Origin of the sequence: Gimesia algae, from assembly GCF_007746795.1 — a bacterium.
Taxonomy (GTDB): domain Bacteria; phylum Planctomycetota; class Planctomycetia; order Planctomycetales; family Planctomycetaceae; genus Gimesia; species Gimesia algae.
On sequence record NZ_CP036343.1, the window covers coordinates 344799 to 368278 of the forward strand.

General features: G+C 50.4%; 12 protein-coding genes. 6 read left to right on the plus strand and 6 right to left on the minus strand.

Features of this window, described 5'->3' with window-relative positions:
* Positions 1-139: 139 nt before the first annotated feature.
* The 3 genes from Pan161_RS01295 to Pan161_RS01305 form a co-directional block, all read right to left on the minus strand.
* Entirely contained in the window at positions 140-3607 is a 3468-nt protein-coding gene (locus tag Pan161_RS01295; protein WP_145223808.1) for a HEAT repeat domain-containing protein, read from the minus strand.
* A 22-nt stretch (positions 3608-3629) separates the two neighbouring features.
* The gene (locus Pan161_RS01300; protein ID WP_145223809.1) at positions 3630-4595 is read right to left on the minus strand and encodes an aldose 1-epimerase; all 966 of its coding nucleotides are present in this window, start codon (positions 4593-4595) and stop codon (positions 3630-3632) included.
* Between the two features lie 77 nt (positions 4596-4672).
* Positions 4673-5239: a YqgE/AlgH family protein gene (locus tag Pan161_RS01305; RefSeq protein WP_145223810.1), complete on the minus strand. Its 567-nt coding sequence runs from the start codon at positions 5237-5239 to the stop codon at positions 4673-4675.
* Positions 5240-5558: 319 nt separating this feature from the next.
* Between Pan161_RS01305 and Pan161_RS01310 the strand changes: the two genes are divergently transcribed.
* The gene (locus Pan161_RS01310) at positions 5559-7583 is read left to right on the plus strand and encodes a hypothetical protein (protein ID WP_145223811.1); all 2025 of its coding nucleotides are present in this window, start codon (positions 5559-5561) and stop codon (positions 7581-7583) included.
* 75 nt (positions 7584-7658) lie between these two features.
* Here the strand turns inward: Pan161_RS01310 and thiC are convergent, their stop codons facing one another.
* Positions 7659-9482, minus strand: coding sequence for a phosphomethylpyrimidine synthase ThiC (thiC, locus tag Pan161_RS01315; RefSeq protein ID WP_197995635.1), 1824 nt, complete (start codon positions 9480-9482; stop codon positions 7659-7661).
* A gap of 310 nt (positions 9483-9792) precedes the next feature.
* Here thiC and Pan161_RS01320 point away from each other — a divergent pair, with 310 nt between their 5' ends.
* Both Pan161_RS01320 and Pan161_RS01325 read left to right on the plus strand, forming a co-directional pair.
* Positions 9793-10779: an adenosine kinase gene (locus tag Pan161_RS01320; RefSeq protein ID WP_145223812.1), complete on the plus strand. Its 987-nt coding sequence runs from the start codon at positions 9793-9795 to the stop codon at positions 10777-10779.
* 1 nt (position 10780) lies between these two features.
* Positions 10781-12457 carry an NCS2 family permease gene (locus Pan161_RS01325; protein WP_145223813.1) on the plus strand — a complete coding sequence of 559 codons (1677 nt, stop codon included), beginning with the start codon at positions 10781-10783 and terminating at the stop codon, positions 12455-12457.
* Positions 12458-12466: 9 nt separating this feature from the next.
* Here the strand turns inward: Pan161_RS01325 and Pan161_RS01330 are convergent, their stop codons facing one another.
* On the minus strand, positions 12467-13897 hold the full coding sequence (locus Pan161_RS01330; protein WP_145223814.1) for an anti-sigma factor family protein: 1431 nt from the start codon (positions 13895-13897) through the stop codon (positions 12467-12469).
* A gap of 3 nt (positions 13898-13900) precedes the next feature.
* Positions 13901-14518: a sigma-70 family RNA polymerase sigma factor gene (locus Pan161_RS01335; protein ID WP_197995636.1), complete on the minus strand. Its 618-nt coding sequence runs from the start codon at positions 14516-14518 to the stop codon at positions 13901-13903.
* A 220-nt stretch (positions 14519-14738) separates the two neighbouring features.
* Between Pan161_RS01335 and Pan161_RS01340 the strand changes: the two genes are divergently transcribed.
* From Pan161_RS01340 to Pan161_RS01350, 3 genes are all read left to right on the plus strand, one after another.
* Positions 14739-18212 carry a DUF1553 domain-containing protein gene (locus Pan161_RS01340; protein ID WP_145223816.1) on the plus strand — a complete coding sequence of 1158 codons (3474 nt, stop codon included), beginning with the start codon at positions 14739-14741 and terminating at the stop codon, positions 18210-18212.
* Between the two features lie 311 nt (positions 18213-18523).
* Positions 18524-21985 carry a DUF1553 domain-containing protein gene (locus Pan161_RS01345; protein WP_145223817.1) on the plus strand — a complete coding sequence of 1154 codons (3462 nt, stop codon included), beginning with the start codon at positions 18524-18526 and terminating at the stop codon, positions 21983-21985.
* A gap of 56 nt (positions 21986-22041) precedes the next feature.
* Positions 22042-23379 (plus strand): DUF1501 domain-containing protein, encoded by a 1338-nt coding sequence (locus Pan161_RS01350; RefSeq protein ID WP_145223818.1) that lies wholly within the window; start codon positions 22042-22044, stop codon positions 23377-23379.
* Positions 23380-23480 lie beyond the last annotated feature (101 nt).

The window sequence follows — 23480 nt, forward strand, 5'->3', positions numbered from 1 at the left end:
GAAATGTAGCAGAAAGCGTGATTTGAGAAAACGGCAATCTCCAGGCAGGGAGGCGAGGCAGGAACCATCTGCAGCAATGCTACTTTAAACTCAGACGGATCAGTGGTTTAGGTGCAGATCAGTGCTCACCAAGGGTGAGTTACTGTAATAGGCTCGTTTTCTTTTCGAGTGTCTGAACCAGTGCTTTGAATGCGGGAAGGGGCTGTAATTCACTGAGATCAGGATCTTTTTGCATCCACTCGACATCTTGAAAGCCGAGATCGGAAGCCTTGCTCAGATGCTGGATCGCTGTGTCCTGATAACCTTTGATGGTTTTCTGAGCGTCAGGTGTTTTTTTCTCATCCTTCAGATTGATCAACGCCCGTCCGTAAACGCAGGCGACATTATAATGAAACAGCCCATCTTCTTTGAAGTTTTTCAACTGTTCATTCACGAACGAAATCGCTTTGTCTTCCTGATGATTGTAAACCATGCAGATTGCCAGGCCGGTAATCGCCTGTGAGCTTTTATTGTCAATCTCAAAAGCTCGCTGGAAATCTTTCTGAGCAGACTGCCAGTCCATGCGCTGTAAATTCATATGACCGCGGCCGGTAAAGGCATCTATCAGGCGATTGTCTTTCTGGATCGTGGGATCCTGAATCATCTGATCATATACGTGCAACGCTTTTTCCCATTGCTCTGCTTCGGTATAAATATGAGCTTTGGTGAGGTAAGGCTGCATTTCCCCGGGTCTGATTTTAATTGCAGCGTCACAGGCGGCGATGGCATTCTCCAGTTGAGAGAGTTGCTGATAGGTATTGGCTTTTGTCAGATAGGCATACATAACATACTGCGGATTTCTCTTCAGGCTGCCTTCTTTTAAGATATCATCACAGACGGCCAGAACCTGGTAGTAGCGGTGGAGTTTTCGCAGCAGGGTCATCTTGCTGGAATAGGCCTTGATCTGTCCGCGATTGACTTCGATGGCCTGATCATAGGTTTTGAGTGCATCGTCGGGACGTTTGAGGGAGAGCTGGAGATCGGCTTTGAAATCGTAAAGATCCATATTACGGGGGTTGGCATGAATGGCACCGTCATAGGCTTCCAGCGCTTTTTCGTTTTGATTATGTTTGGAATAATGTGAAGCCAGCATGACATAGGAGAAATGATCCAGCGGGTCGATTTCAATCGCTTTGTGAAACTGCTGCAGTGCTTCTTCGGATTGCGACAGGTTGCTGTAGATCATCCCTTTCGCGACATATAATCGCGCATGCATGCTGTCGATTTTCAGCCCCTGATCTGCGGTCTTGAGAGCCTCTTCATATTTCTGCATTGCATTTTGAACATTGACGATACCCTGATAGGCCGGCACGAGCAGCGAATCGATGCTGAGCGCAGTCTGATATTCTTCCAAAGCTTCCTCGTATTGTTTTCTACCCTGTTCCGTATTACCATTTTTTACGTACTGGGAGCCTGGTGAACGCGTATAAATATTATTCAGCGCCGTGGCAGCAGCCCTTTTTTTATCATCGAGATCTCCTTCAAAACGGGCGTCCATAATAATCCGTCGTGCCTCAGGGGTACCGATTGAAACCAGCGATGAATAGATGGCTCTCCAGGTAGAAGACTGATCGGTTTTGCGTAATGTCTTCTGTAATAAATTGACGGCTTCGATGGAACCGGATTTGCGCAAACTGTCGATGGCTCCATTAACAATCTTCAGATCGCTGTCATTTAAAGCCTGCTCTACCAGTTCGTAATAGTGAGGGGAATCGACTTCCTGCAGTGAGGAGAGGATCACTAATTTTTCGTTGACCTTTGCCTGGGGATAAACTTTGAGGAAACCGGATTCTACTGTCTGGTCACCAATCGAGGCCAATGTTTTTATGACGGCGACCCGCAGTCCGGAATCGAGTTTTGGATTTTCCAGATGCCGAAACAGAAGCGGGATGGCACGCTGATCTTTCAGTCGATCGAGAAAAGTAAGCATGGCCTGGGTTGGTGCAGTCTGTTTCAGTTGCGACAGAACATAATTCAAGGCCAATGTTTCACTCTCATTGTCTTTCTGTTGAATCAGTTCCTGGAAGGCTACTTCGCGTATTTCCGGATTGGGAGACTGTAGCGCCTCTGACAATATTTCAAAGAGTCGTGGATGACCATTAAGTATCAGCGCCTGGATCGCCGCTTTACGGAGTTCCAGGTTATCACTGGAGATGAATTGATAGATGGCATCTCCCCACTGAGGACGTGGGCTCTGAGCGATAATCTGAATCATTGTTTTCTGAGAGGCCGGAGGGCTTTCTTTTAACAGTTTTAACAGCACCTTCTGGCCTTGGGCAAACCGGGATTCTGCCAGGCTGGCAACGGCGACTTCGGCCTGAGGGCCGCCCGTTTTAGCGACCTGGGTTAACCGTTCATAGACGCGGGAGTCTCCCAGATAACGTAAGGCAAATAATGCGGCCTGTTGTACGAGCGGGTCCGGATCTGATGTGAGTTCCAGGATCAGCGGCAGTTCTGCATTGGTCAGCTGTCGACCGCCACTGATGAGTGCTGCGATTTTCACTGCCGGTGAACCTGTCCGGATCTGCTCTGCTACTTTTTCCCGCGTGAGAACACTCATTGCACTGTCGAGTGCGGCGTGGATCGCCGCTGATTCTGTTTCATGCGTGACCTGTCCCTTCTTGATTCCGAGGAAAGGTACTTTGGAGTTCTTAAACACTTCTCCGGACAGATGCAGTTCAGAGATCATGTTGGGAAAGACAGGGAAGGGAGAATTCACCATCGCATTGATCCCCACTTGACTTGCTGCGCGAGGTAGCCATTTTTCGACCGAATCGTCGATCTGAGTTTTCGGGTCCGGGAAATGCATGACGAAGCGTTTGATGTTCTGGGTTGTCAGGAGATCAATTTCCTGAATGAGGCTTCCGATATTAATGGAATTCAACTCGCCGCTCACAGTCAATTCTGCCAGACACTGGCTGGGGCCCAGCAATTTGATGGTATATTTCAATTTACCGAGTTCGAAGCGGTTCACATTCAGTTTCAGTGTCTGATCATTGACCGTGACTTGAAATTCGATTTTCGGAATATGAGGTGCCCCAGGTAAGTCTGTGAGTAATATCCACAAACTGCCCTGTTCGCCGGGTGGTACGGTGGCATCATTTTGAAAATTTAAACTATTGAGTCGCAGGCTACGTTTTCCCAACTGGACAGGTTGGTTGATCAGATTGGGAGGTAAAGTTCGCAGGGGAGTTTCCTGACCATCTACGAAAGCTTTAATCTGGCTGCGGACCAGTTTGAGGGGCCGTGGGCTCTGGTTGATCAGAATCAGACGCGTCAGCAAAAAATGCACGTTGGGCGTCCTGTTATAGTTTACGCCCCTGACTGTATCGTCAACAATGATAAAAGCATCGCTCTCCGCTGTCACCGGGGGCTGATGCGCGGTTGGTTGGTTGACCGTTTTGAGTCGCGCTTCTATATCATTGAGTAACCGCAGACTCTGGGCCTTCGTTTGCGGACTTTCCGATGAGACCTGCTGCTTTCGCAGCCTTTCCGCCTGGGAGAAGACCTGTGCGGGAAGCAGGGTAAAGAGTGTCAGACACAGCAGCAGACAGATTCGATTTGTCATCCTGTTTCTCCCGACGTTACCATCAGACAATTACTTTTCCTGCCCGAATTTCAATCCAGGTTTTGATCTCTGATTCCGGTGGCAGCACCCGGAGTCCGGTTTCCACATCCGCGCTGAGCAGATTGATGGCATTCGTGACACACGTGTAAGGCTCCAGGCAGACGCAATCCCGATCAGGGGGCGTAAAAACAACCAGCTCGGAGAAGATGGCATCATAGTCCTGAGTTACGACCAGACCTGCCTGCTCATCCATAATCAGGCATTCATACTGTTCAATATCTTCAGGCATGCCAGTGAGGATATCATCTGCCTGCAGCTGGTCCAGCCAGGCACCTTCTCGCAGGTCGTGAGATTTTCCAATCGACTTTTTGACGCCGACGGGCAGGCAGTCTTCGAGCACCCATTCCTCACTCGCCGGCGACTCCACCAGGCAGTTTTTGAGACTGCCTGATTTTGACAGGGGAACTTTGAAGTAAGGGTGTGTGCCCAGCCCCCAGGGCACCGAATTCGAGCCTGGATTACCAACACGAATATCTGCGCGGAGAGCCGCCCCTTTGACTTCATATCGGACTTCAATAAAAATGTCGCCGGGCCAGTATTTCAGCCGGTGTTTTCCGTCAATACTCAATTGAAACTGGCCTGTCACAGCAGACTCTTCCTGCGAAATGACCCGCCAGGGAAGATCCAGACAGAAGCCATGAATGGCGTTGCCGGTTTTGTCATGATAGGTTTTATCAGCAGGGAGTTCATAAGGAACCCCATCCCACTGAAAACTCGCGTTGGCGATGCGGTTCGGGAAGGGGAACAGAATGGGAATTCCACCACTGCTCGGGCGTTGGTTTCCTGATGCAAAATCAGGATGTGCGTCGATTACATCAATCGGCTGACCATTCACCATTGCCTGGAATTCAAAGCAGTTGAATCCCAGCTCTGGTAAAATGTTGGCGAAGGAACCAGTATCCGGGTCTTTGATCTGAATAGGCGTCATGCGAGAGATTACTTTTCTTATGGTGGATTCAGTGGATTAAGTGGGTCGTTCTCAGGTCAGTCTGTCAGCAGCTTACATCAGTTCCACTCGGGATGTGCCGTTTCTTGAGGTAGAAATCGTCGTTCTGACATGGCACGTTGCAGCAGGGTATCCCAGATATCATAGGGGTCGATGTCAAAGATGTCTTGCGTCATCGCAGGAGTATAGAGCCAGTCCATCCGATTTATTTCGGATTCCAGTTGTAAAGGTGCCCAGCCGGCACAACCGAAAAAGATCCGAAAATCCAGATGCGGGTCACCTTCCGAAATGCGCCAGATTACCTGTTCGAAAATCTCCGGGCTGCTGCCCATGAATAAATCCGGGACGATCGCCTCAGTTGATTTTTCAAGATCACTGGCATTATGCAGGGCAAACATGCCATTCGGTTCTACCGGACCTCCCATAAATACCATGTCCTCGAGTTTGGGCATGTCAAAATAACGCGATAATGCATTGGTAATCGAAAAGGAGGAAGGGCGATTGACAATCAGACCGGTGGCTCCCTGTTCGTTATGTTCTACGATCAGCACAACAGATCGATAAAAATTGAGATCGTTCAGCTTACGGGACGCGACTAAGAATTGCCCCTTCAAAGAATTCAGCATAAAGTGAACCACTCTCCTTTAATTGGATATTCAACGGATAAAAACAATCTGACTGCACAAAAGATATTATATCTGTACAAAAGCGGAAAAAACAGAGTTAGATTTTCAGAACAGAATTGCCCTTTCTGAGAGGCCTGATAGAGGGATTTTACGGATCAACTGAATTTTGGGACAAGCCTCTCCCTGGATTCTCAAATTTTCAATTTTCAGTATTTCAAGTTGAACGGATGTGGGCTATTCTGATAGTTGTAGTTTAGTGGTTAAATTTAAGAATTTCCTAAACGCCTCGAACCTCATTTTATAACATGGTCTGGTCATAATGAAGACGACAAAAACGCAATTTGCTGTTTTGTGCGCGATGCTTTGTTCATTGATGCTCTCTCAACGGTTACCTGCTGAAGAAAGTTACGAACGCTTCACCGTGCGCAACTGGACCTATCGGGATGGAACTGAAGCGACCGGGAAACTGATTACCGTTAAAGGCCCGACTGCCACTCTCAGTCTGAAGGGAGAGGGGACAGTGTATGTCCCTCTTGAAAAATTAAGTGTAAAAGATCTGAACTGGATCTACGAATATCACAAGCGAAAAAAACTGTTAAGTTTTCTTCCCCCTGAATATCGTAAACCTCAAAAAGAATTTGTGAAAGGTTCAGAGCCGGACACTTCCCCGCCTGCGAAACCGGCTTCCACGCAGCCTGCATCAGAACCGACTCCCGAGAAACCTGCTCCGGAATCAATGCCTGCAGAGACAGCGAAACCCTCTGTTGAAGAAGAGTCATTCAAACCGTTTACGGTCCGTGAATTTACATTGAAAGATGGTACCCGTCATCAGGCCAAACTCCTTTCAGTGAGCTCGCAAGGCAAAGTCACGCTGCTGAAAGATGCGGGCGGTTCGGTCCGGGTACCCCTGGACGATCTGAGCGAAAAAGACGTCGCGTGGATCATTGAATATCATCGCCACAATAATCTGGTTGCTCTTCTTCCTGAAAGCCTGAAGGCCAAAGCTGGTGAACCGGGAGCGAAAGTCGGCTCTTCAGATGCGCCCTTGAAAATGGAAGCAGGCGCTGTTGTGGATGATGCCTCTAAAACGACGAAAGCGGACACGAATCCGGATGTGGAAAAAGTGGATACGGAGATTGATCCCCAACTGGTAGCAGCCTTGAACGAATATCGTGTCTGGACTGACAAGCAGGGAAAGAAATCTGAAGTAAGATTTATGCGTATCAATGGCCGCGAAGTGGTATTTCTGGGCAAACCGGTTGGTTTTATCAACGTACATATTGGAACCCTGATCCCCGACGATCTGAAACTCTTACGGGATGCTCTGAAAATGCATGGCCGCTTTGATGAAATTCCCCTGGCCTATCGTGAGGATCCCGATCCGAGTCTGTCACCTACCAGACTGAAACAGTTCATGCAGCTCAATTTTCAACGTAAGTGGACCGATTTATCTGGCAATTCGGTCGCCGCCTCTTATGTTAAAATGGAGGATGGCAATGTCACTCTGTTGATAACAAAAACCGGAATGGTTCAGGATTTTCCCTATCAGAACTTCTGTGCCGAGGATCAGATCTATGTGCAGGAACGGCTGCAAAAAGAAATTCCCGGTAATTTCTTTCCTGCACTAGCTGAAGAAACTGTTCTTAGTTTAACCCCAGAAGAGCGAGAAAAAGAATTCCGCATCTGGACCGATCTCAGCAAACGTCAGATCAAAGGCAAATTTGTCCGGTTGGCTTACGGCGATTCAGTGGCTGTCCTGAATACCGGTGAGAAAGAGGAACTGTTCATCACAGACTTCTTCAGTGCCCCTGATATGAGCCTGATCAAGCCTCGGAAGCAGACCGATCAACTGGCCATGAACCAGGAAAGAAATCCAGGATTTCCCGGTCAAACGGGAATGGGGGGCAGAAACCCGTTTCCCAACATGCCCGCAGAATCACCACAGATGAACGCGCCACGCATGCCTACCATGCAATACGAGATTGAATGTAACTTCTGTAATAAGAAACATGTTTCAGATACTCCGGTGATGCTACAGTGTCCCCATTGTGGAGGCAAAGCTGGAGAATCAATTTACATATGCGGTAAGTGTGGTAAGAAATTCCGATCAACGGGATTTAGTTCTACAGCGCCTTGCCCTCATTGTAATCAGGGAAGGCAGGACCAACAGGTTGCTGCCAATAACAGGAGTCCCTTTCCGGCATCATCCAATAATGATGGAGCCGGCTCTTCAGTTGGTTCCGGTAGCTCCGCATATCGTTCTGGTCGTGCGATGGGTAAAGTGTTCGCCTGGATCTTGATGTTTGTCGGCTTAATCGCCGGTGCCATGAGACTGCGAGGTTAAAACAACAATGCGGGCATCTCTCAAGCAAGATGCCCGCGTTGTTTTTATCTGATTTTCAATGCCGGCTGGCGGAAATCAGGGACGTTCATTCAGAACCGGCAGTTGTTTCGAAGTCTGCATCTGTTGTGCTTCTTCAGGAGCGACGTAGTCACTGTGGCAGGATGCTTTGTCCTGTTCGCCTTCGCCGACCATTTCCTTTTTGACTTTTGATGCCAGTTTGTGAATTTCGTCGGGGCTGAGAACGCCGCGCTTTTCCAGAATTTCCTGCTGCTCGGCTGTCAACGGCAGCGATTTTTTCGCTTTGTCCCAGGCATAGTCTTCCGATTTTCCTGACATGAATTCCTGAATCTCCTTGGAGATACGAACGCTGCACCAGTCGTGGCCGCACATCGCACAGAAGTCGGTATCCACGTCCAGGTCTTCATCATGTAAAGCGCGTGCGGTATCCGGATCGAAGCTCAGTTCGAAGTGTTTTTCCCAGTTGAGGGCAGCCCGCGCTTCGGTAAGATCATCGTCCCGATCACGGGTTCCGGGAATTCCTAATGCGACGTCAGCCGCATGGGCAGCAATCTTGTAAGCGATACAGCCCTGTTTGACGTCGTCTTTTTTAGGCAAACCCAGATGCTCTTTGGGAGTCACATAGCAGAGCATGCTGGCACCGTGATAGCCGGCTGCGGTCGCACCGATGCAGCTGGTGATATGGTCATAGCCCGGGAAGATGTCTGTGACCAATGGCCCTAATACATAGAACGGAGCGCCATGACACAATGTTCGCTGAAGTTTCATATTGAACTCGATCTGGTCGAAGGAGATATGCCCGGGTCCTTCAATCATGACCTGCACCCCTTTTTTCCAGGCACGTTCGGTCAGTTCACCCAGTACGCACAGTTCTGCCAGCTGGGCACGGTCTGAGCCATCCGCCAGTCCGCCAGGACGCAAGCCGTCACCGATGGAGAAGCTGACGTCGTATTCCCGCATGATTTCGCAGATGTCGTCCCAGAGTTCGTACATCGGGTTCTGCTGTTTGTTGTGGAGCATCCATTTTGCCAGCAGTGAACCGCCACGGCTGACGATTCCGATCAGACGCTGTGCGACGAGTGAGAGGTGTTCCTGCAGCACGCCGGCGTGAATCGTAAAATAGTCGACTCCCTGTTTGGCCTGATGTTCGAGCATCTGCAGAATACTGGCGTGATCCAGATCTTCCAGACGACGGGCGATGATCATGGAATAAATGGGAACTGTTCCAATGGGAACGGAGCTGTTCTGGATGATCGCCTGCCGACAACCGTCAATATCGCCGCCGGTCGAGAGATCCATTACGGTGTCGGCACCCCATTGTTGTGCCCATTTGAGTTTTTCGATTTCTTCATCTGTTCCGGAGGAAACGGGCGAGGCTCCCATGTTGGCGTTCACTTTAGTTTTGGAAGCACGACCGATGGCCATCGGATCCAGTTGGTATCCCAGGTGCACTTTGTTGGCAGGGATAATCATACGACCGGAAGCGACTTCATCACGGATCTGTTCTGCGAGCAGATGCGGTTCCCGTTCGGCAACCCGTTCCATTTCCGGTGTGATAGTTCCACAGCGGGCAAACTCCAGCTGGGTGACCGGCAGAAAGTCAGCCGGGGGAGTCCAGGCATCGGCTGTTTCATAGTTTTCTTCGAAGCCTGGTTTCAGCTCCCAGCCTGCAGGCATAAAGTCCCAGGCGGTTTTTTCTGAGGGAGCAGGCATACCCGGCGTATCGGGAGACGAGAACGTCAGTGCTCCTTTCGCTCCCGGAGCGATCTGTGGCGGATTTGCGAAACTCCCCGGATTGGTCTGGTTCGTACGGGTCGAGGGATTGCCACCAATGGGTGGTAGTGAGTACAGCAAGTCGTTCGCAGAGGAGGAGTTTGTCATGTGTAAAAGCATCCTTGTAAAGTGTGATGCGGTGAATCAAGTCGATTTGTCGCCGGTTTGAGTTTTTAAAGAATCCGGCCCCAGAATCATCTCAGCGTTTGAGATAGGGTTCTGGATGTGAATTCTTGCCTATATAGTAGTGACCTGACTGCTTTTTTCAAACTCAGTAGATGCATACTCTCTGTGGTTTCCCATTGAATGTCTCTTTAGTTATGATCTGCACATCATCAAAAAAGCAGATATGGACTACCTCTTTGTTACAAAAAGAGGGAATTGAAATTATTCAGAATGGATCAGGTTAAGGGAAACCATGCAGTACGATGTTTATGGCGTTGGCAACGCATTAGTTGATATTCAGGCACGCGTCTCGGACGCCACGCTCCAGAAACTCGGTTTTGCTAAGGGAATCATGACCCTGGTGGATGAAGAAATCCAGCAAAAAGTTCTTGGCGAACTGGATGGTGCCCCCATTTCCCAATGTGCGGGCGGTTCCGCTGCGAATACGATACTCGGAGTCGCTGATTTCGGTGGCAAAGCAGCCTACGCCGGTAAAGTGGGCAGTGACATGCTGGGGGAATTCGACCTCGCCGACATGCGTAAGCTGGGAGTGACGATAGAGGTTCCTCCCGCTGCGGAGGGGCAGACAGGAACGTGTGTGGTCCTCATTACTGAGGATGCGCAACGGACGATGCTCACGAATCTGGGGGTGTCAGCCACATTGAGCGTGGAAGATATCAACGAAGAACACATTAAACAGTCAAAATATGTGTATGTCGAAGGGTACTTGTTTACCGGAGAAACACAGAAGCGTGCTGCTTACCGCGCGATCGAACTGGCAAAAAAACATGGTGTCAAAGTGGCATTTACGGTATCCGATCCCTTCCTGATCAATCTGTTCCGGGATGAATTCCAGGAATTAATCGAAGGACCAGTGGATCTGCTGTTCTGTAATCTGGAAGAGGCCCGCAGTCTGACTGGCAAACAGGATGCCGTCGATTGTGCGCATGTGATTCACAAGCATGTCCCCAATCTGGCGTTGACACTGGGTGGTGATGGTTCGATTCTGATGCATGAAGGACGCGTGATTCCCATTGAAGGCGTGGAAGTGAAAGCCATTGATACGACCGGTGCCGGTGACATGTACGCCGCCGGGATTCTGTACGGAATCACCAATGGTTTGAACTGGCATCAGGCGGGCCATCTGGCTTCGCATGCTGCTGCCCGGATTGTCTCGCAACTGGGGGCCCGCTTACAAAATCCATTCACTCAGGATGACATTCAGGAACTGTTGAACTGAAATGAAGCACAGCAATTACCCCCTCTTCGTACGACGCGACCTGGACGGTTTTTTCGCTTTAATGATTGATAACCTGGTCCAGCTTCTGCTCATCGTCGCGCTGTGCGGCTTGTGTGGTATCTCTGCTGATTCAGAACTGTTGCTGCAATATATCCTGCCTGGCGCTGCGTTGAGTATTCTGTTCGGGAATATTTTTTATGCGTGGCAGGCGCATCAGCTGGCGAAACGGGAAAATCGCAGCGATGTTTGCGCACTGCCTTATGGCATCAATACGCCTTCACTGCTGGTGTATATCTTTTTTGTAATGGTGCCCGTCTATCAACGGACCAACAGTGCAGAAGCCGCCTGGCAGATGGGACTGCTGGCCTGCTTCGGCAGTGGCGTGATTGAGTTCGCTGGTGCCTTCATTGCTGATCGTGTGCGGCGGGTAACGCCTCGTGCGGCGTTACTGTCGACACTGGCAGGGATTGCCATCGGTTTTATCTCGATGACGTTTGTTCTGAAAATTTATCAGCGACCGATGATCGCGATGCTGCCCGCTGCGGTTGTGCTGCTGACGCTGTTTTCGCATAAGAAATTACCCGTGCCGATTCCCGGTGGACTACTGGCGATTATCGTCGGGACGATTTGCGCCTGGGTGTTACCGGAAGTGATTCCGCAAATGCTGCAGGGATCACCGATGAGTGCAGAAGCGATCAAAACAGCCTGGGAACAATCGGGCTGGTATCGGCCCCACTTTGCTGGGGGGGCCCTGTGGGAACTGTTGAAAGAGCCGGGCGAATGGGCCGGCTATATGTCGGTAATCTTTCCGATGGGGCTGTTCAATGTGATTGGCAGCATGCAGAACATAGAATCAGCCGAAGCTGCCGGTGACAGTTACCCTGCCAAACCCGCGATGATGGCCAATGGCGTGGGAACGATCATGGCTTCATTGCTGGGCAGTTGCTTTCCCACAACGATTTATATCGGACATCCCGGCTGGAAAGAAATGGGATCACGGGCCGGGTATTCCACACTGAACGGGGTTTTCTTTCTGCTGATCTGCCTGACGGGAACGACGGGGGTCATCAGCAGGATCATTCCCCTGGAAGCGGGTGTGGCGATCGTGCTCTGGATTGGTATGGTGATCACGGCCCAGGCATTTCAGGCGTCTCCGAGTCGGCATGCACCGGCTGTGGCGCTGGGATTATTCCCCGCGATTGCTGCCTGGGGTGCGACGATTATGCAAGGCACGTTTCTCGTCGGCGGAGGCAAAACACTGCAGGATATTTTATCGACGAATCTGTTTACCGAAGTGAATGGCTTTCTGGTGCACGGTTTGGTTGTGATGGAGCGGGGTTTTATTTTTACCTGCATGATTCTGGCGGCGATCTGTGCCTGTCTGATCGATGGTAAATATCGCTCAGCGGCAATCTGGTCCGGGGTCGCGGCTCTGTTCGCTTTTCTGGGACTGACGAATGCCTATGAAGTCATTAATAATGACATTCATTTCCGTCTGGCGTTTACGGCAGACAATGTTGACGGTTTCACTTTTCATGCGACAGGTATTGGAATCGGTTATCTCTTGTTCGCCGCCACTTTTCTGATTCTGGGTGGTTGCAAAGACGAACCCGCAAAAGACGAACCCGCACCTGGGGAAGCGGAAGAGCCGAACCCCAAGCCGAATCTCAGTCACTGAGCTCCGCAATTACTGTTTGGTAGGCGCTTCATAAATCCGCACATTGCGAAACTGGCTTTCGGCGCGGGCAATCACATCTTCATCGGCAATAAAGTGCAAATAACGATATTTCCCAGTCAGATAACGGCCCACACGAATCCGAAATCGTTTCCAGCCTGTTCCCGTATAGGTATTAAACTGCTGTCCAATGTGAGACCAGGCTTCATAGCCGTAAATCTGGAAGACATGATTCCCTTTGCCGTACTTCTTATCGTGATCAAAGCCAAAACCATGAATTTGACCTTGATGTAGGGAGCGGAAATCAAATTCGATCACCGTATTGGGGGTGATTTCTGTGTTGACGTCCAGCGTCTTCCAGGCGTTCCCCCACAGACGAATTCCTTTGCCTTGTTCAATGAGCTGGTAATCAGTGGGCAGTTCATATTGCCCATCCTGAAAACTGTACGGCTCAATTTTATGTGCCGCAAAATCGATGGCGGGGATCTCTCCGGGGGGATCTGCAACGGAAAACTGATCGCGTGTAGGGAAGGCACCCTGGTCAGCCAGTTGTCGCGTCACTTCCTGGCCGGTGCTGTCAAAGACAATTGCCTGTCCTGCGGCGACAACCAGTTCATCCGTGGTTTCTGGAGTCTGTTCCTGTTTGATCTCGGCGTCTGGTTTTTTCTGTGATTGAGTAATAGAGACGCTGCCTGAAAATACATGAAGCTCTGTCTGTTCGTCGTCGTTAACTGACAGACCAAAGTTAGCCGATTGCGACAGCAGTGTCAGATTTGCGGTCGTCAGAGTGAATTCATGATCGCGCGTACTACCGACGACAGCCAGGCGACCCGATTTCAGATACGCGCGGTTATCAGAATTGATTCCGAGTTCTGCAGGCCCCTCAAGGGCGATGGTCGTACCACTTAAAAAGTCGATGAGTGCCCGTCCTGACTTGAGTTTCAGCCAGCCGGGAACAAGTGGCTGGCTCACATCCTGAGTCCACTCGGTGCGTTCCCAGACCGGTTGATGTTCTTCGATGATCATGGCGGCAGGTACGCCATCACTGGAGTCAAGCCGCGTGACGGCGCGGGCAGGTGTGCCGTCCATCAGCAGGAGAACCGTCAGAAACAGGCAGGCAACGACTGTTGTTGCCAGCGCATAGCGCATCACGGTTAACTGCTTGCGTGCTGATACAATACCGGGATCAATACGGGGAGGAATCGTTTCACCTTTGGGAGGCAGACAGAATAATTCGGAGAGAGGATCTGTCTGGCCTTGTTCCCACTGCAGGAAGGAATCGGTATTCATCATTTCCAGATAGAGTTTGCGGGCTTTTTCATCAGTCTCCAGACGTTTCAGGAAATTCTGGTTTTCCTCATCTGTCAATACGCCATCCAGAAAGGCGGAGATGATTTCCTGAGTCTTGTTCTGTGTTTCTTCAGGATTTGGTTTCTGGTTCATGACTCACAATTCTCCCTGCTCACTGGCAAGTGTTTTCTGAACGCACTCTTGTAATAATTGTCGTATGCGATATAGCGTCTGAGACACTGCGCCGACAGACCGCCCCTGCGCCTCTGCAATCGATTGCACCGAGCCCCCCGAGGCATACCGCAATTGAATCAGGTTTCGACTCTGTTCTGGCAGTTTGGAAACGCAACGTGTCAGTACCCGCTGCAGGTCCTGGGCACCCGCCAGTTTCTCTTCATTCTGTTTTGCCAGCATTTCAACCAGCTCTACGTTAAAAACCATCGAATCACGTTTGTGATCGCGATAATAGGCCAGTACCTGAAAGTAAGCGACTTTGCAGGCCCAGGCCACAAAATTACTGCCCGCTTCAAATTCTTCTGAACGGCGCCAGAGTACGAGATTCGTTTCCTGCAGCACATCCTGAACGGCTTGGGAATCAGGCAGCAGAGAGCGAATATAAGCATAAAGCTTGCTCTGGTGAGCAGTTAGAAGTTGGACAAATTGTTCAATCTCATCGGGTTTCAAGACGGCGCTGATCCTTACGGTCCCCACTGCCGACGAATCAGCAGCGTTATGATTCTTTGCTTTAATATACCAGAAATTCTGAAATCTCACAGAATGAGACCATTCCTGACAAAAAAAACATAAATCGATGAATCCCGATATGAATTAGCGTGAGATCAGGCTGCAGTTCGGTATATTTTAATAGATCACGATTTACGCTGATGTGAACTTCTCGCGTACAGTATTGTTTGTCGGGTCAGGAATTCCTGAATTTCGCAAAACTCGCCTGCTGTGAACTTTCTTCCAGAATCTGATATCGGAATTGCCTGCTGTGAATCAAAACCCTGTGACATATATCAAAAGTGCCTTTGTTCTTCTGCTGGTTTCACTTACCTTGCCTCTGAACCCGGGGCTCTCATTTGCCAATCAAGTCAAAACAGCAGCAGTGGCAGAACAAAAGAAAGCTTCTCCCAGCTATCGGGAATTGATTCTGTCTCATAAACCAGTAGCTTACTGGAGTTTCGAACAACGCGAACAAAACGGTTTCAACAGTCTGTCGGTGAGCGGGCAGGATAAAACAGAGGCAGGAAAGCCCGTCCCGGCTCTGGTGAGCGGCAAACGAGTGGATCTCACTGCGGGACCTCGGCCTGCCGAATTTCCGTTGTTTGACGGTAAGAATCAGGCGGCTGCGTTTCAGCCGGGCCAGGGATTCCTGCGGGTTGTTGATCCCGGCGAGCAGAGCATTTTTGATTTTACAGCCGGGGATGCGATCACTCTGGAAGCGTGGATCAATCCCAATTCCACGAAGTCCGGTCAATTTTACTACATCATCGGAAAAGGTCGCACGCATCGCAAAGGAGTTGCCCGGGACAATCAAAATTATAGTTTGAGGCTCACTGGTTCAGAAATCAGCTTTCTGTTTTGTACCCAGCCGGAAAAGAAAGGTGAAAAACCGACCTACCACCGTTGGACTTCTTCCGGGGGCGGAATCAGTACCCATAACTGGCATCACGTGGTTCTCACCTGCACCTTCGGAAAAGTAAAAAGCCTGAAAGCCTACGTTGACGGACAGCCTGTTTCCGGGAAATGGGATGTCGGCGGGGATACCTCGCGGACACCTGTGGTTGATAATGATGAAGTCTGGATTGGTTCTTCGATGGGGGGGGCAGCGAACAGTTCGTTTGATGGGAAACTGGATGAAGTGGCTGTCTACCGCAGTGCACTGACGGCAGCACAGGTGGCGTCACACTTTAAATATGCTGCTTTCGATCCACAGATCGACTGGGCCGCGATTCCTGAAGATCGCGTCAGAGTCGATATTCTGGAAGGGATTCCCAATAAGAAATCCTGGAAGTTTCGGCCGCCACGACTGGCAGAAACTTTTACACAGCCGCACTTCGCGTTGATTGAAATTCCCAACCGTTATTCCGAGCGTGGCGTGAAAGTGGATCGCCCCGATCCATTCCTGGTGCGGGCAATGTCTCGAACGACACTGCCGGCAGGCAAAAAACGGATTCTGTTACGTGCCCGCAATGCATCGCGGCTTTATATTGACGACAAGCTGGTGGCAGAAACCGATTTCCACAGAATTACCAATAGCGGTCACGACGTCGTCTACGATGTTGATCTGAGCCTGGCGCCAAATATTCGTCCCTTACACCGGGGTGATACGGAAAAGGTTGTCGAGTATACCGGCGATGGTAAGTCGCACCGCATTCGCTTCGAGATGATCGTGGGCGGTTCTCGGCATCGTCCCGATTTCGGAGAGACTGCCGTTTTTATTGGTAATCCCGGTGAAGATTTTCAACTTCTGACTCCGTCTGATCAGGTGGTCATGCTGACCGACGAAGACTGGTTACCATTCGCACGCCAGTACCGCTACAGTCAAATCGCTGTCAACGCAGCACATCGCCGGGAAGCTTCCGCGAAGGAAGATCAGTACTGGGAATCGCGGTATCAACTTGCAAAAGCAGAAATCCTCAAGCAGCCTCAAGTCAAAGTGCCGGCTGCAGTGAACGGGCTGCGCGCGAACAACGCCATCGATCACTTTATTAATGTGCGTCTGTCGAAAGAGAAAGCTGCTCAGGCTCCATTGCTCAATGATCTGGCTTTTCTAAGGCGGCTGTCTCTGGACACGACCGGGACCGTACCTGCTCCAAACCAGATCAGAGATTACCTGGCCGACGATCCAAAAACACGACGTGCGAATGCGATTCAACGCTTGATCAACGATCCCGCCTGGGCCGATAGCTGGGTCGGTTACTGGCAGGATGTGCTGGCGGAGAACCCGAATATCCTCAATCCGACATTGAACAACACCGGCCCCTTCCGCTGGTGGATTCACGAATCATTTTACGATAACAAGCCATTTGACCGTTTCCTGACCGAACTGGTCATGATGGAAGGCAGCAAGTATTTCGGTGGCCCGGCCGGTTTTGAAATGGCGTCACAGAACGACGCCCCGATGGCGGCCAAGGCACATATCATTGGTCAGGCCTTCCTTGGTCTGAATATGAAGTGTGCCCGCTGTCACGACGCGCCGTTCCATGACTTCAAACAGCGTGATCTGTTCAGCCTCGCCGCCATGCTGAAACGCAGCCCACAGGGTGTTCCCAACACCAGCTCTGTACCCGGCTTTGATTTCAAATCGAATTCGATGCTGATCTCAGTCACGCTGTTACCGGGAGAGAAGGTGACTCCCCAATGGACTTTTGAAGACCTGGTCAAGCCCGGCACGTTCCCGGAAAATTATCTGCGGTCACCTCAGGATACGCGTCAGCAACTGGCCGCTACGATTACTTCGCCACAAAATAAACGTTTTGTAAATGTGATTGTCAATCGCGTCTGGAAGCGGTATCTCGGCCAGGGACTGGTGGAACCCGTGGATGACTGGGAAGGTCAGGAACCCTCCCATCCAGAACTGATGAAGTACCTGTCACAGCAGTTTGTGATTCATGGCTATGATCTGAAGTATCTGGCACAGTTGATTTTCGAGTCAGATCTATATCAGCGAGAGGCAGCGACCGATAGCGCAAAAATCGAAGGGCTGCTGGATACGACTTATGATTTTTCTTCCCCGGTCCTGCGTCGGATGGAAGCCGAGCAGATTGTCGATTCGCTGTTTATGATCTGTGGAAAACCACTGGATGCCGGCCGGATGTGTATCGATATTGACGGTGCCCGCGACTATCACGTTTCACTGGACCTGGGATCGCCACGTCGCGCCTGGCAGTTTACCTCACCGTCCAATGAACGGGATCGTCCCAGCCTGGCGCTTCCGTTTGGCCAGCCTTTTATTACCCTGATGAAAACGTTCGGATGGCGCGATACACGCCAAAGCCCTGTTACGGTTCGCGAATCTACCTCGACCCCCCTCCAGCCGGCAATCCTTGCCAATGGCATATTAGGTCGGCGATTCACCCGTCTTTCTGATGACAGTGATTTCACGGAACTTGCTTTACAAGATTTATCACTTGAGGCTTTGATTAAAGCGACCGTCATAAAAACACTGACGCGTGAGCCGACTGCTAAAGAGTTCAACATGTTTACAGAACTGCTGCAGCCCGGTTATGCGGAGCGGTTGAATCCGCAGGCCGCGCTTGTCAGCCGCGAGCGGTTACCTCGAAATCTGGTCAGCTGGTCTAACCACGTGAACTCCCGGTCCAACGAAATCAAAGTGGAACTTGAGGTGGCAGTCAAACAGGGGGACCCACCGACCAGACGCCTCAATGAAGACTGGCGAAAACGCTATGAGGACATGCTCTGGACTTTATTGAATTCTCCCGAGTTTCTCTTTGTGCCTTAATTGATCTCTTTTCCGAACAATTAAGATACTTTTACAGTGCGTTTCAAGCATTTTCTGTATGAAAGTCCAGAAGACGCGAATACTCTCAAAAGAGGGATGATTTACTTAAAAAATTCATAAATGGGACAATCCGAGTATATTTTGCCGTGAGATCAGCCTGCATCCCGGTATATTAGAGTAGATCATGATTTATGACATTAATACATTCTTGTGTACAGTAATGTTTGTCGGGACTGGAATAGCTGGATTCCGACAAATCTCGCCTGCTGTAACGTCTCTACTGAGAACCTGATTATCTGGAATTGCCCGCTATGAACCACCTGGCATTCGTTAAGCGTTCCCTGTGCCTGCTGAGTCTCTTACTCGTCCTGCCTCTGTCAGTGAGCCCCTCCTATGCTCAAAAAGAGAAAAGTACCAAAGTAAAAAAGAGCCCCAAAGTTACTGCTCCTGCCAGCTATCGGGAGCTGATTCTGGCAGACCAGCCGACGCTCTACTGGAATTTTGAGACACCCGCTCCAGAGGGTTACGACAGCGTCGTGACTGTGAAGGAAAAGACCGAACCAGTCAAAGCCCTCATCAGCGGCAAGTTAGCAAAGCCCGCGGCTGGTCCCCGTCCTTCCGATTTTCCTTTATTTACCACGGAGAATCAGGCAGCAGCGTTCCAGCCTGGTGAAGGTTTTCTGCGGGTGGTTGATCCGGGTGAGAAGAGTATTCTCGATTTTACTGCCGGAGATGCGATCACCCTGGAAGCATGGGTGAATCTGAATTCCACAAATGCGGGTCGTCATTATTACATCATTGGAAAAGGACGGACGAACCGCAAAGGGGTTGCCCGTGACAATCAGAACTATGGCTTCCGAGTCACTGGTTCAGAGCTCAGCTTTCTGTTTCGAGGCCAACCCGAGAAGAAGGATCAGAAAGCTGATTACCATCGCTGGACATCGAGTGGAGCCGGGATCAGTGCTCACAACTGGCATCATGTGGCTGTGACTTACACCTTTGGCAAAAAGAAAAGCCTGAAAGCTTATGTCGACGGTCAGCCTGTTTCCGGGAAATGGGATATGGGCGGCGATACGACGCTGGCGCCTGTTGTGGATAATGATGAAGTCTGGATTGGTTCCTCCATGGGTGGATCCGCTGGCAGCTCGTTTGATGGTCAACTGGATGAGCTGGCCGTTTATCGGAAGGTCCTGTCAGCAAAACAGGTGGCATCACACTTCAAATATCATGCTCCCGATCCAAAGATTGACTGGACGACAATTCCTGAAAATCGTGTCAAAGTGGATATTCTGGAAGGGGTGCCGAATAAGAAATCCTGGACGTTCCGTCCTCCGCGTCTGGCAGAATCATTTACACAACCGCATTTTGCGTTAATTGAAATTCCGAATCGCTATTCCGAACGGGGTGTGAAAGTGGATCGGCCCGACCCGTATCTGATTCGCGCCATGTCGCGCGTGGTGATTCCGAACGGGAAGAAGCGGATTCTGATTCGTGCCCGCAATGCTTCGCGATTATATATCGATGAAAAACTGGTCGCCGAGACCGGCTTCCACAATATTTCCGGTTCGGCGCACGGTCACGTGTTTAAGGTGGATCGCAGCCTGTCGCCAAATATTCGACCATTGCATCGAGGTGATCAGGAAAAAGTCATTGAGTTTACCGGTGATGGAAAACCGCATCGCATTCGCTTCGAAATGATCGTGGGCGGATTTCGGCATCGTCCCGATTTTGGTGAGACTGCTGTATTTATCGGAGAGCCCAAACAGGACTTTCAACTACTGACACCCGGTGATGAGACCGTCATGCTGACGGATGCAGACTGGCTGCCTTTCGAACGTGATTTTCGTTATAGCCTGATCGCCGTCAACGCAACACGTCGCCGGGAAGCTTCCGCGAAGGAAGACAAGTACTGGGAATCGCGACATCAACTTGCGAAAGCAGAAATTCTCAAGCAGCCTCAAGTTAAAGTGCCAGCTGCAGTAAAGGGGCTGCGGGCAAATAACGCCATCGATCATTTTATCAACCAGCGACTGGCAAAAGAGAAAATTGTTCAGGCACCGCTACTCGGTGATCTGGCTTTTCTTAGACGACTTTCCCTGGACACGACGGGAACCGTACCCACCACAGAGCAGATCAGCGAATATCTGGCCGACGATCCAAAATCACGGCGTGCGAATGCAATTCAACGATTCATTAATGATCCCGCCTGGGCAGACAGCTGGGTTGGTTACTGGCAGGACGTGCTGGCAGAAAACCCGAACATTGTGAATCCGACATTGAACAACACCGGGCCTTTCCGCTGGTGGATTCATGAATCGTTTTACGATAACAAGCCGTTTGACCGTTTCCTGACCGAACTGGTCATGATGGAAGGCAGTAAATATTTCGGCGGACCGGCTGGTTTTGAAATGGCATCACAGAACGATGCCCCGATGGCGGCCAAAGCACATATTATCGGACAGACTTTTCTGGGATTGAATATGAAGTGTGCCCGCTGCCATGATGCTCCGTTCCATGACTTCAAACAGCGTGACCTGTTCAGCCTGGCCGCTATGCTGAAACGCAGCCCCCAGGGTGTTCCTAAAACCAGCTCTGTACCCGGCTTTGATTTCAAATCGAATTCGATGTTGATCTCAGTCACGCTGCTGCCAGGTGAAAAAGTGACTCCCCAATGGACTTTTGAGGAACTGGTCAAACAGGGGGCCTATCCGGAAAATTTCCTGCGGTCTCCCAAAGACACGCGGCAGCAACTGGCGGCGACGATTACTTCACCTCAAAACGAACGCTTTGCGAATGTGATTGTGAATCGTGTCTGGAAGCGGTATCTCGGACAGGGACTGGTAGAACCGGTAGACGACTGGGATGGCCAGGAACCTTCCCATCCGGAACTGATGAAGTACCTGTCACAGCAGTTTGTGATTCATGGTTACGATCTGAAGTTTCTGGCACAGTTGATTTTTGAATCGGATCTGTATCAGCGAGTAGCAGCAACCGATAGCTCAAAAATCGAAGGGTTGATTGATACGACTTATCATTTTTCTTCCCCGGTCCTGCGTCGTATGGAAGCCGAGCAGATTGTCGATTCACTATTCGCGATCTGCGGGAAACCATTGGATGCTGGTCGGATGTGTATTGATATCGATGGTTCCCGTGATTACCACAGCTCACTTGACCTGGGAGCGCCACGGCGTGCCTGGCAATTTACTTCTCCATCCAACGAACGTGACCGGCCAAGTCTGGCACTGCCTTTCGGGCAACCTTTTATAACTCTGTTGAAAACGTTTGGCTGGCGTGATACGCGACAGAGTCCGATGACAGTTCGCGAGTATGCTTCCACAGCGATTCAGCCGGCAATTCTTGCGAATGGTGTGGTCGGTAAGCGGTTCACCCGTCTGTCTGATGACAATGATTTCACGATGCTTGCGTTACAGGAGCAATCACTCGAAGCGTTGATTAAAGCGACTGTCATGAAAACGCTGACACGTGAACCGACCGAAAGTGAGTTGAAACTGTTTGTGGAACTGCTGCAGCCTGGTTATACAGAACGTGTTAACAAGGATGCAGAGATCGTTTCGCGCGAGCCACTGCCACGCAATCTGGTGGGCTGGTCAAATCATTTGAGTCCCGAGGCCAATGAAATCAAGGTGTCTCTTGAGTCATCCGTCAAAGAGGGCGATCTTCCCACGCAGCGATTGAAAGAAGACTGGCGGTATCGCTATGAAGATATGCTCTGGACGTTGTTGAATTCTCCGGAATTCCTTTTCGTACCATAATCAAACTTGATCCTGACAGATAAACCAACCTGCAACATTAAACATAAGAGTTAACCATGAACGCATTTGAATCTACTCGTCGCGACTTTATAAGACAGGCTTCGCTCACTGGTCTGGCAGCGTCTGCATTGGGAACTCCCTGGCAGCAGTTGCTGGCGTCTGAAAAACACGCTGATAAAAAACATGGTGCAAAAAAACTGCCGATGCCGGTTGGTAAAGCCGAGCATTGTATTATGATCTGGCTGGGCGGAGGTTCCTGTCACATTGATACCTGGGACCCGAAACGCAAAGGTGATCCCAAAGCCAAAAAGGCCGGTTCCTACTACGATTCGATTCCGACTGCGATCAAGGGAACCGAAGTTTGCGAACATCTTTCCAAATGTGCGCCGATTCTCGATCGGTTCAATATCGTGAGATCTGTGCACCATGAAGTGATCGACGAACACGCGGCTGCCACAAACCGTATGCATACCGGACGACCGACAACCGGAACGATAACCTATCCTTCGGTCGGTTCTGTGGTGGCACATAAACGAGGATCTGCCAGTGAACATGCTCCCGCGTATGTCTTGATTGGATATCCTAACGTGACGCGTGGTCCAGGGTTCCTGGGAAGTGAGGCGGGTTACATCTATCTGACCGATACCAGTGCTGGTCCGAGTGGCTTCACACGGTCTTCGCACGTGAATCAGAGCCGTCAGGATCGTCGCGAACGTCTGCTGACCAAGATGCGGGCTGAGTTCCGCCAGAAAAGTGTGGGTGGTCAGGCGATCCAGGATTATGATCAGTCGGTGGCTGAGGCGCTACGTTTGTCCGGGCCTGAGTTTATGAAAGTCTTCCAGCTGGACAATGAGAAAAGCGATCTCCGCAACTCTTATGGCGGTGAGTTCGGCCAGCGCTGTCTGCTGTCACGTCGTTTGATTCAGTCCGGCGTGCGGTTCATAGAAGTCTCGCATAATCTGAACTTTGTGAATGGTACCGGCTGGGATACACACAACGACGGCCAGCTCAATCAGCATCTGCTGATTAAGGAACTGGACTCGGCGCTGTCGGCGCTGGTGCTCGATCTGGAGAAAAATAAGCTATTGGATAAAACGTTGATCGTCGTCGCTTCCGAATTTGGTCGTCCGGCAAAATTTGATTCTGGCGGAGGACGCGGGCACCAATCCAAGGCTTTCAGTGTTGTTCTGGCGGGCGGCGGACTACAAAATGGAAAAACGATTGGTGTGACGAACGAACTGGGCGAAGAAATCGTATCCCGTCCGGTCTCTGTTCCCGATCTGCATGCTACGATTTACGCTTCACTGGGCATCGATCCCAGCGAAGAACTCTTTGCCGGTGACCGTCCTGTACCAATCACCGATATGGGTGATCCCGTTAGGGAACTGTTTTGATAAGCCTATAAGTCAAACAAAACCAGTACAAAGCATTCGGGATGGCTGATAAAATCAGCCATCCCGGTTTTGTTTCCAGGTCGATCTGACCGGAAAGCAAT

Bases quoted from the DNA above. Each gene is read 5' to 3' on its own strand.
- Pan161_RS01295 (WP_145223808.1), bottom strand. From the start codon at position 3,607: ATGACAAATCGAATCTGTCTGCTGCTGTGTCTGACACTCTTTACCCTG.
- Pan161_RS01300 (WP_145223809.1), bottom strand. From the start codon at position 4,595: ATGACGCCTATTCAGATCAAAGACCCGGATACTGGTTCCTTCGCCAAC.
- Pan161_RS01305 (WP_145223810.1), bottom strand. From the start codon at position 5,239: ATGCTGAATTCTTTGAAGGGGCAATTCTTAGTCGCGTCCCGTAAGCTG.
- Pan161_RS01310 (WP_145223811.1), top strand. From the start codon at position 5,559: ATGAAGACGACAAAAACGCAATTTGCTGTTTTGTGCGCGATGCTTTGT.
- thiC (WP_197995635.1), bottom strand. From the start codon at position 9,482: ATGACAAACTCCTCCTCTGCGAACGACTTGCTGTACTCACTACCACCC.
- Pan161_RS01320 (WP_145223812.1), top strand. From the start codon at position 9,793: ATGCAGTACGATGTTTATGGCGTTGGCAACGCATTAGTTGATATTCAG.
- Pan161_RS01325 (WP_145223813.1), top strand. From the start codon at position 10,781: ATGAAGCACAGCAATTACCCCCTCTTCGTACGACGCGACCTGGACGGT.
- Pan161_RS01330 (WP_145223814.1), bottom strand. From the start codon at position 13,897: ATGAACCAGAAACCAAATCCTGAAGAAACACAGAACAAGACTCAGGAA.
- Pan161_RS01345 (WP_145223817.1), top strand. From the start codon at position 18,524: ATGAACCACCTGGCATTCGTTAAGCGTTCCCTGTGCCTGCTGAGTCTC.
- Pan161_RS01350 (WP_145223818.1), top strand. From the start codon at position 22,042: ATGAACGCATTTGAATCTACTCGTCGCGACTTTATAAGACAGGCTTCG.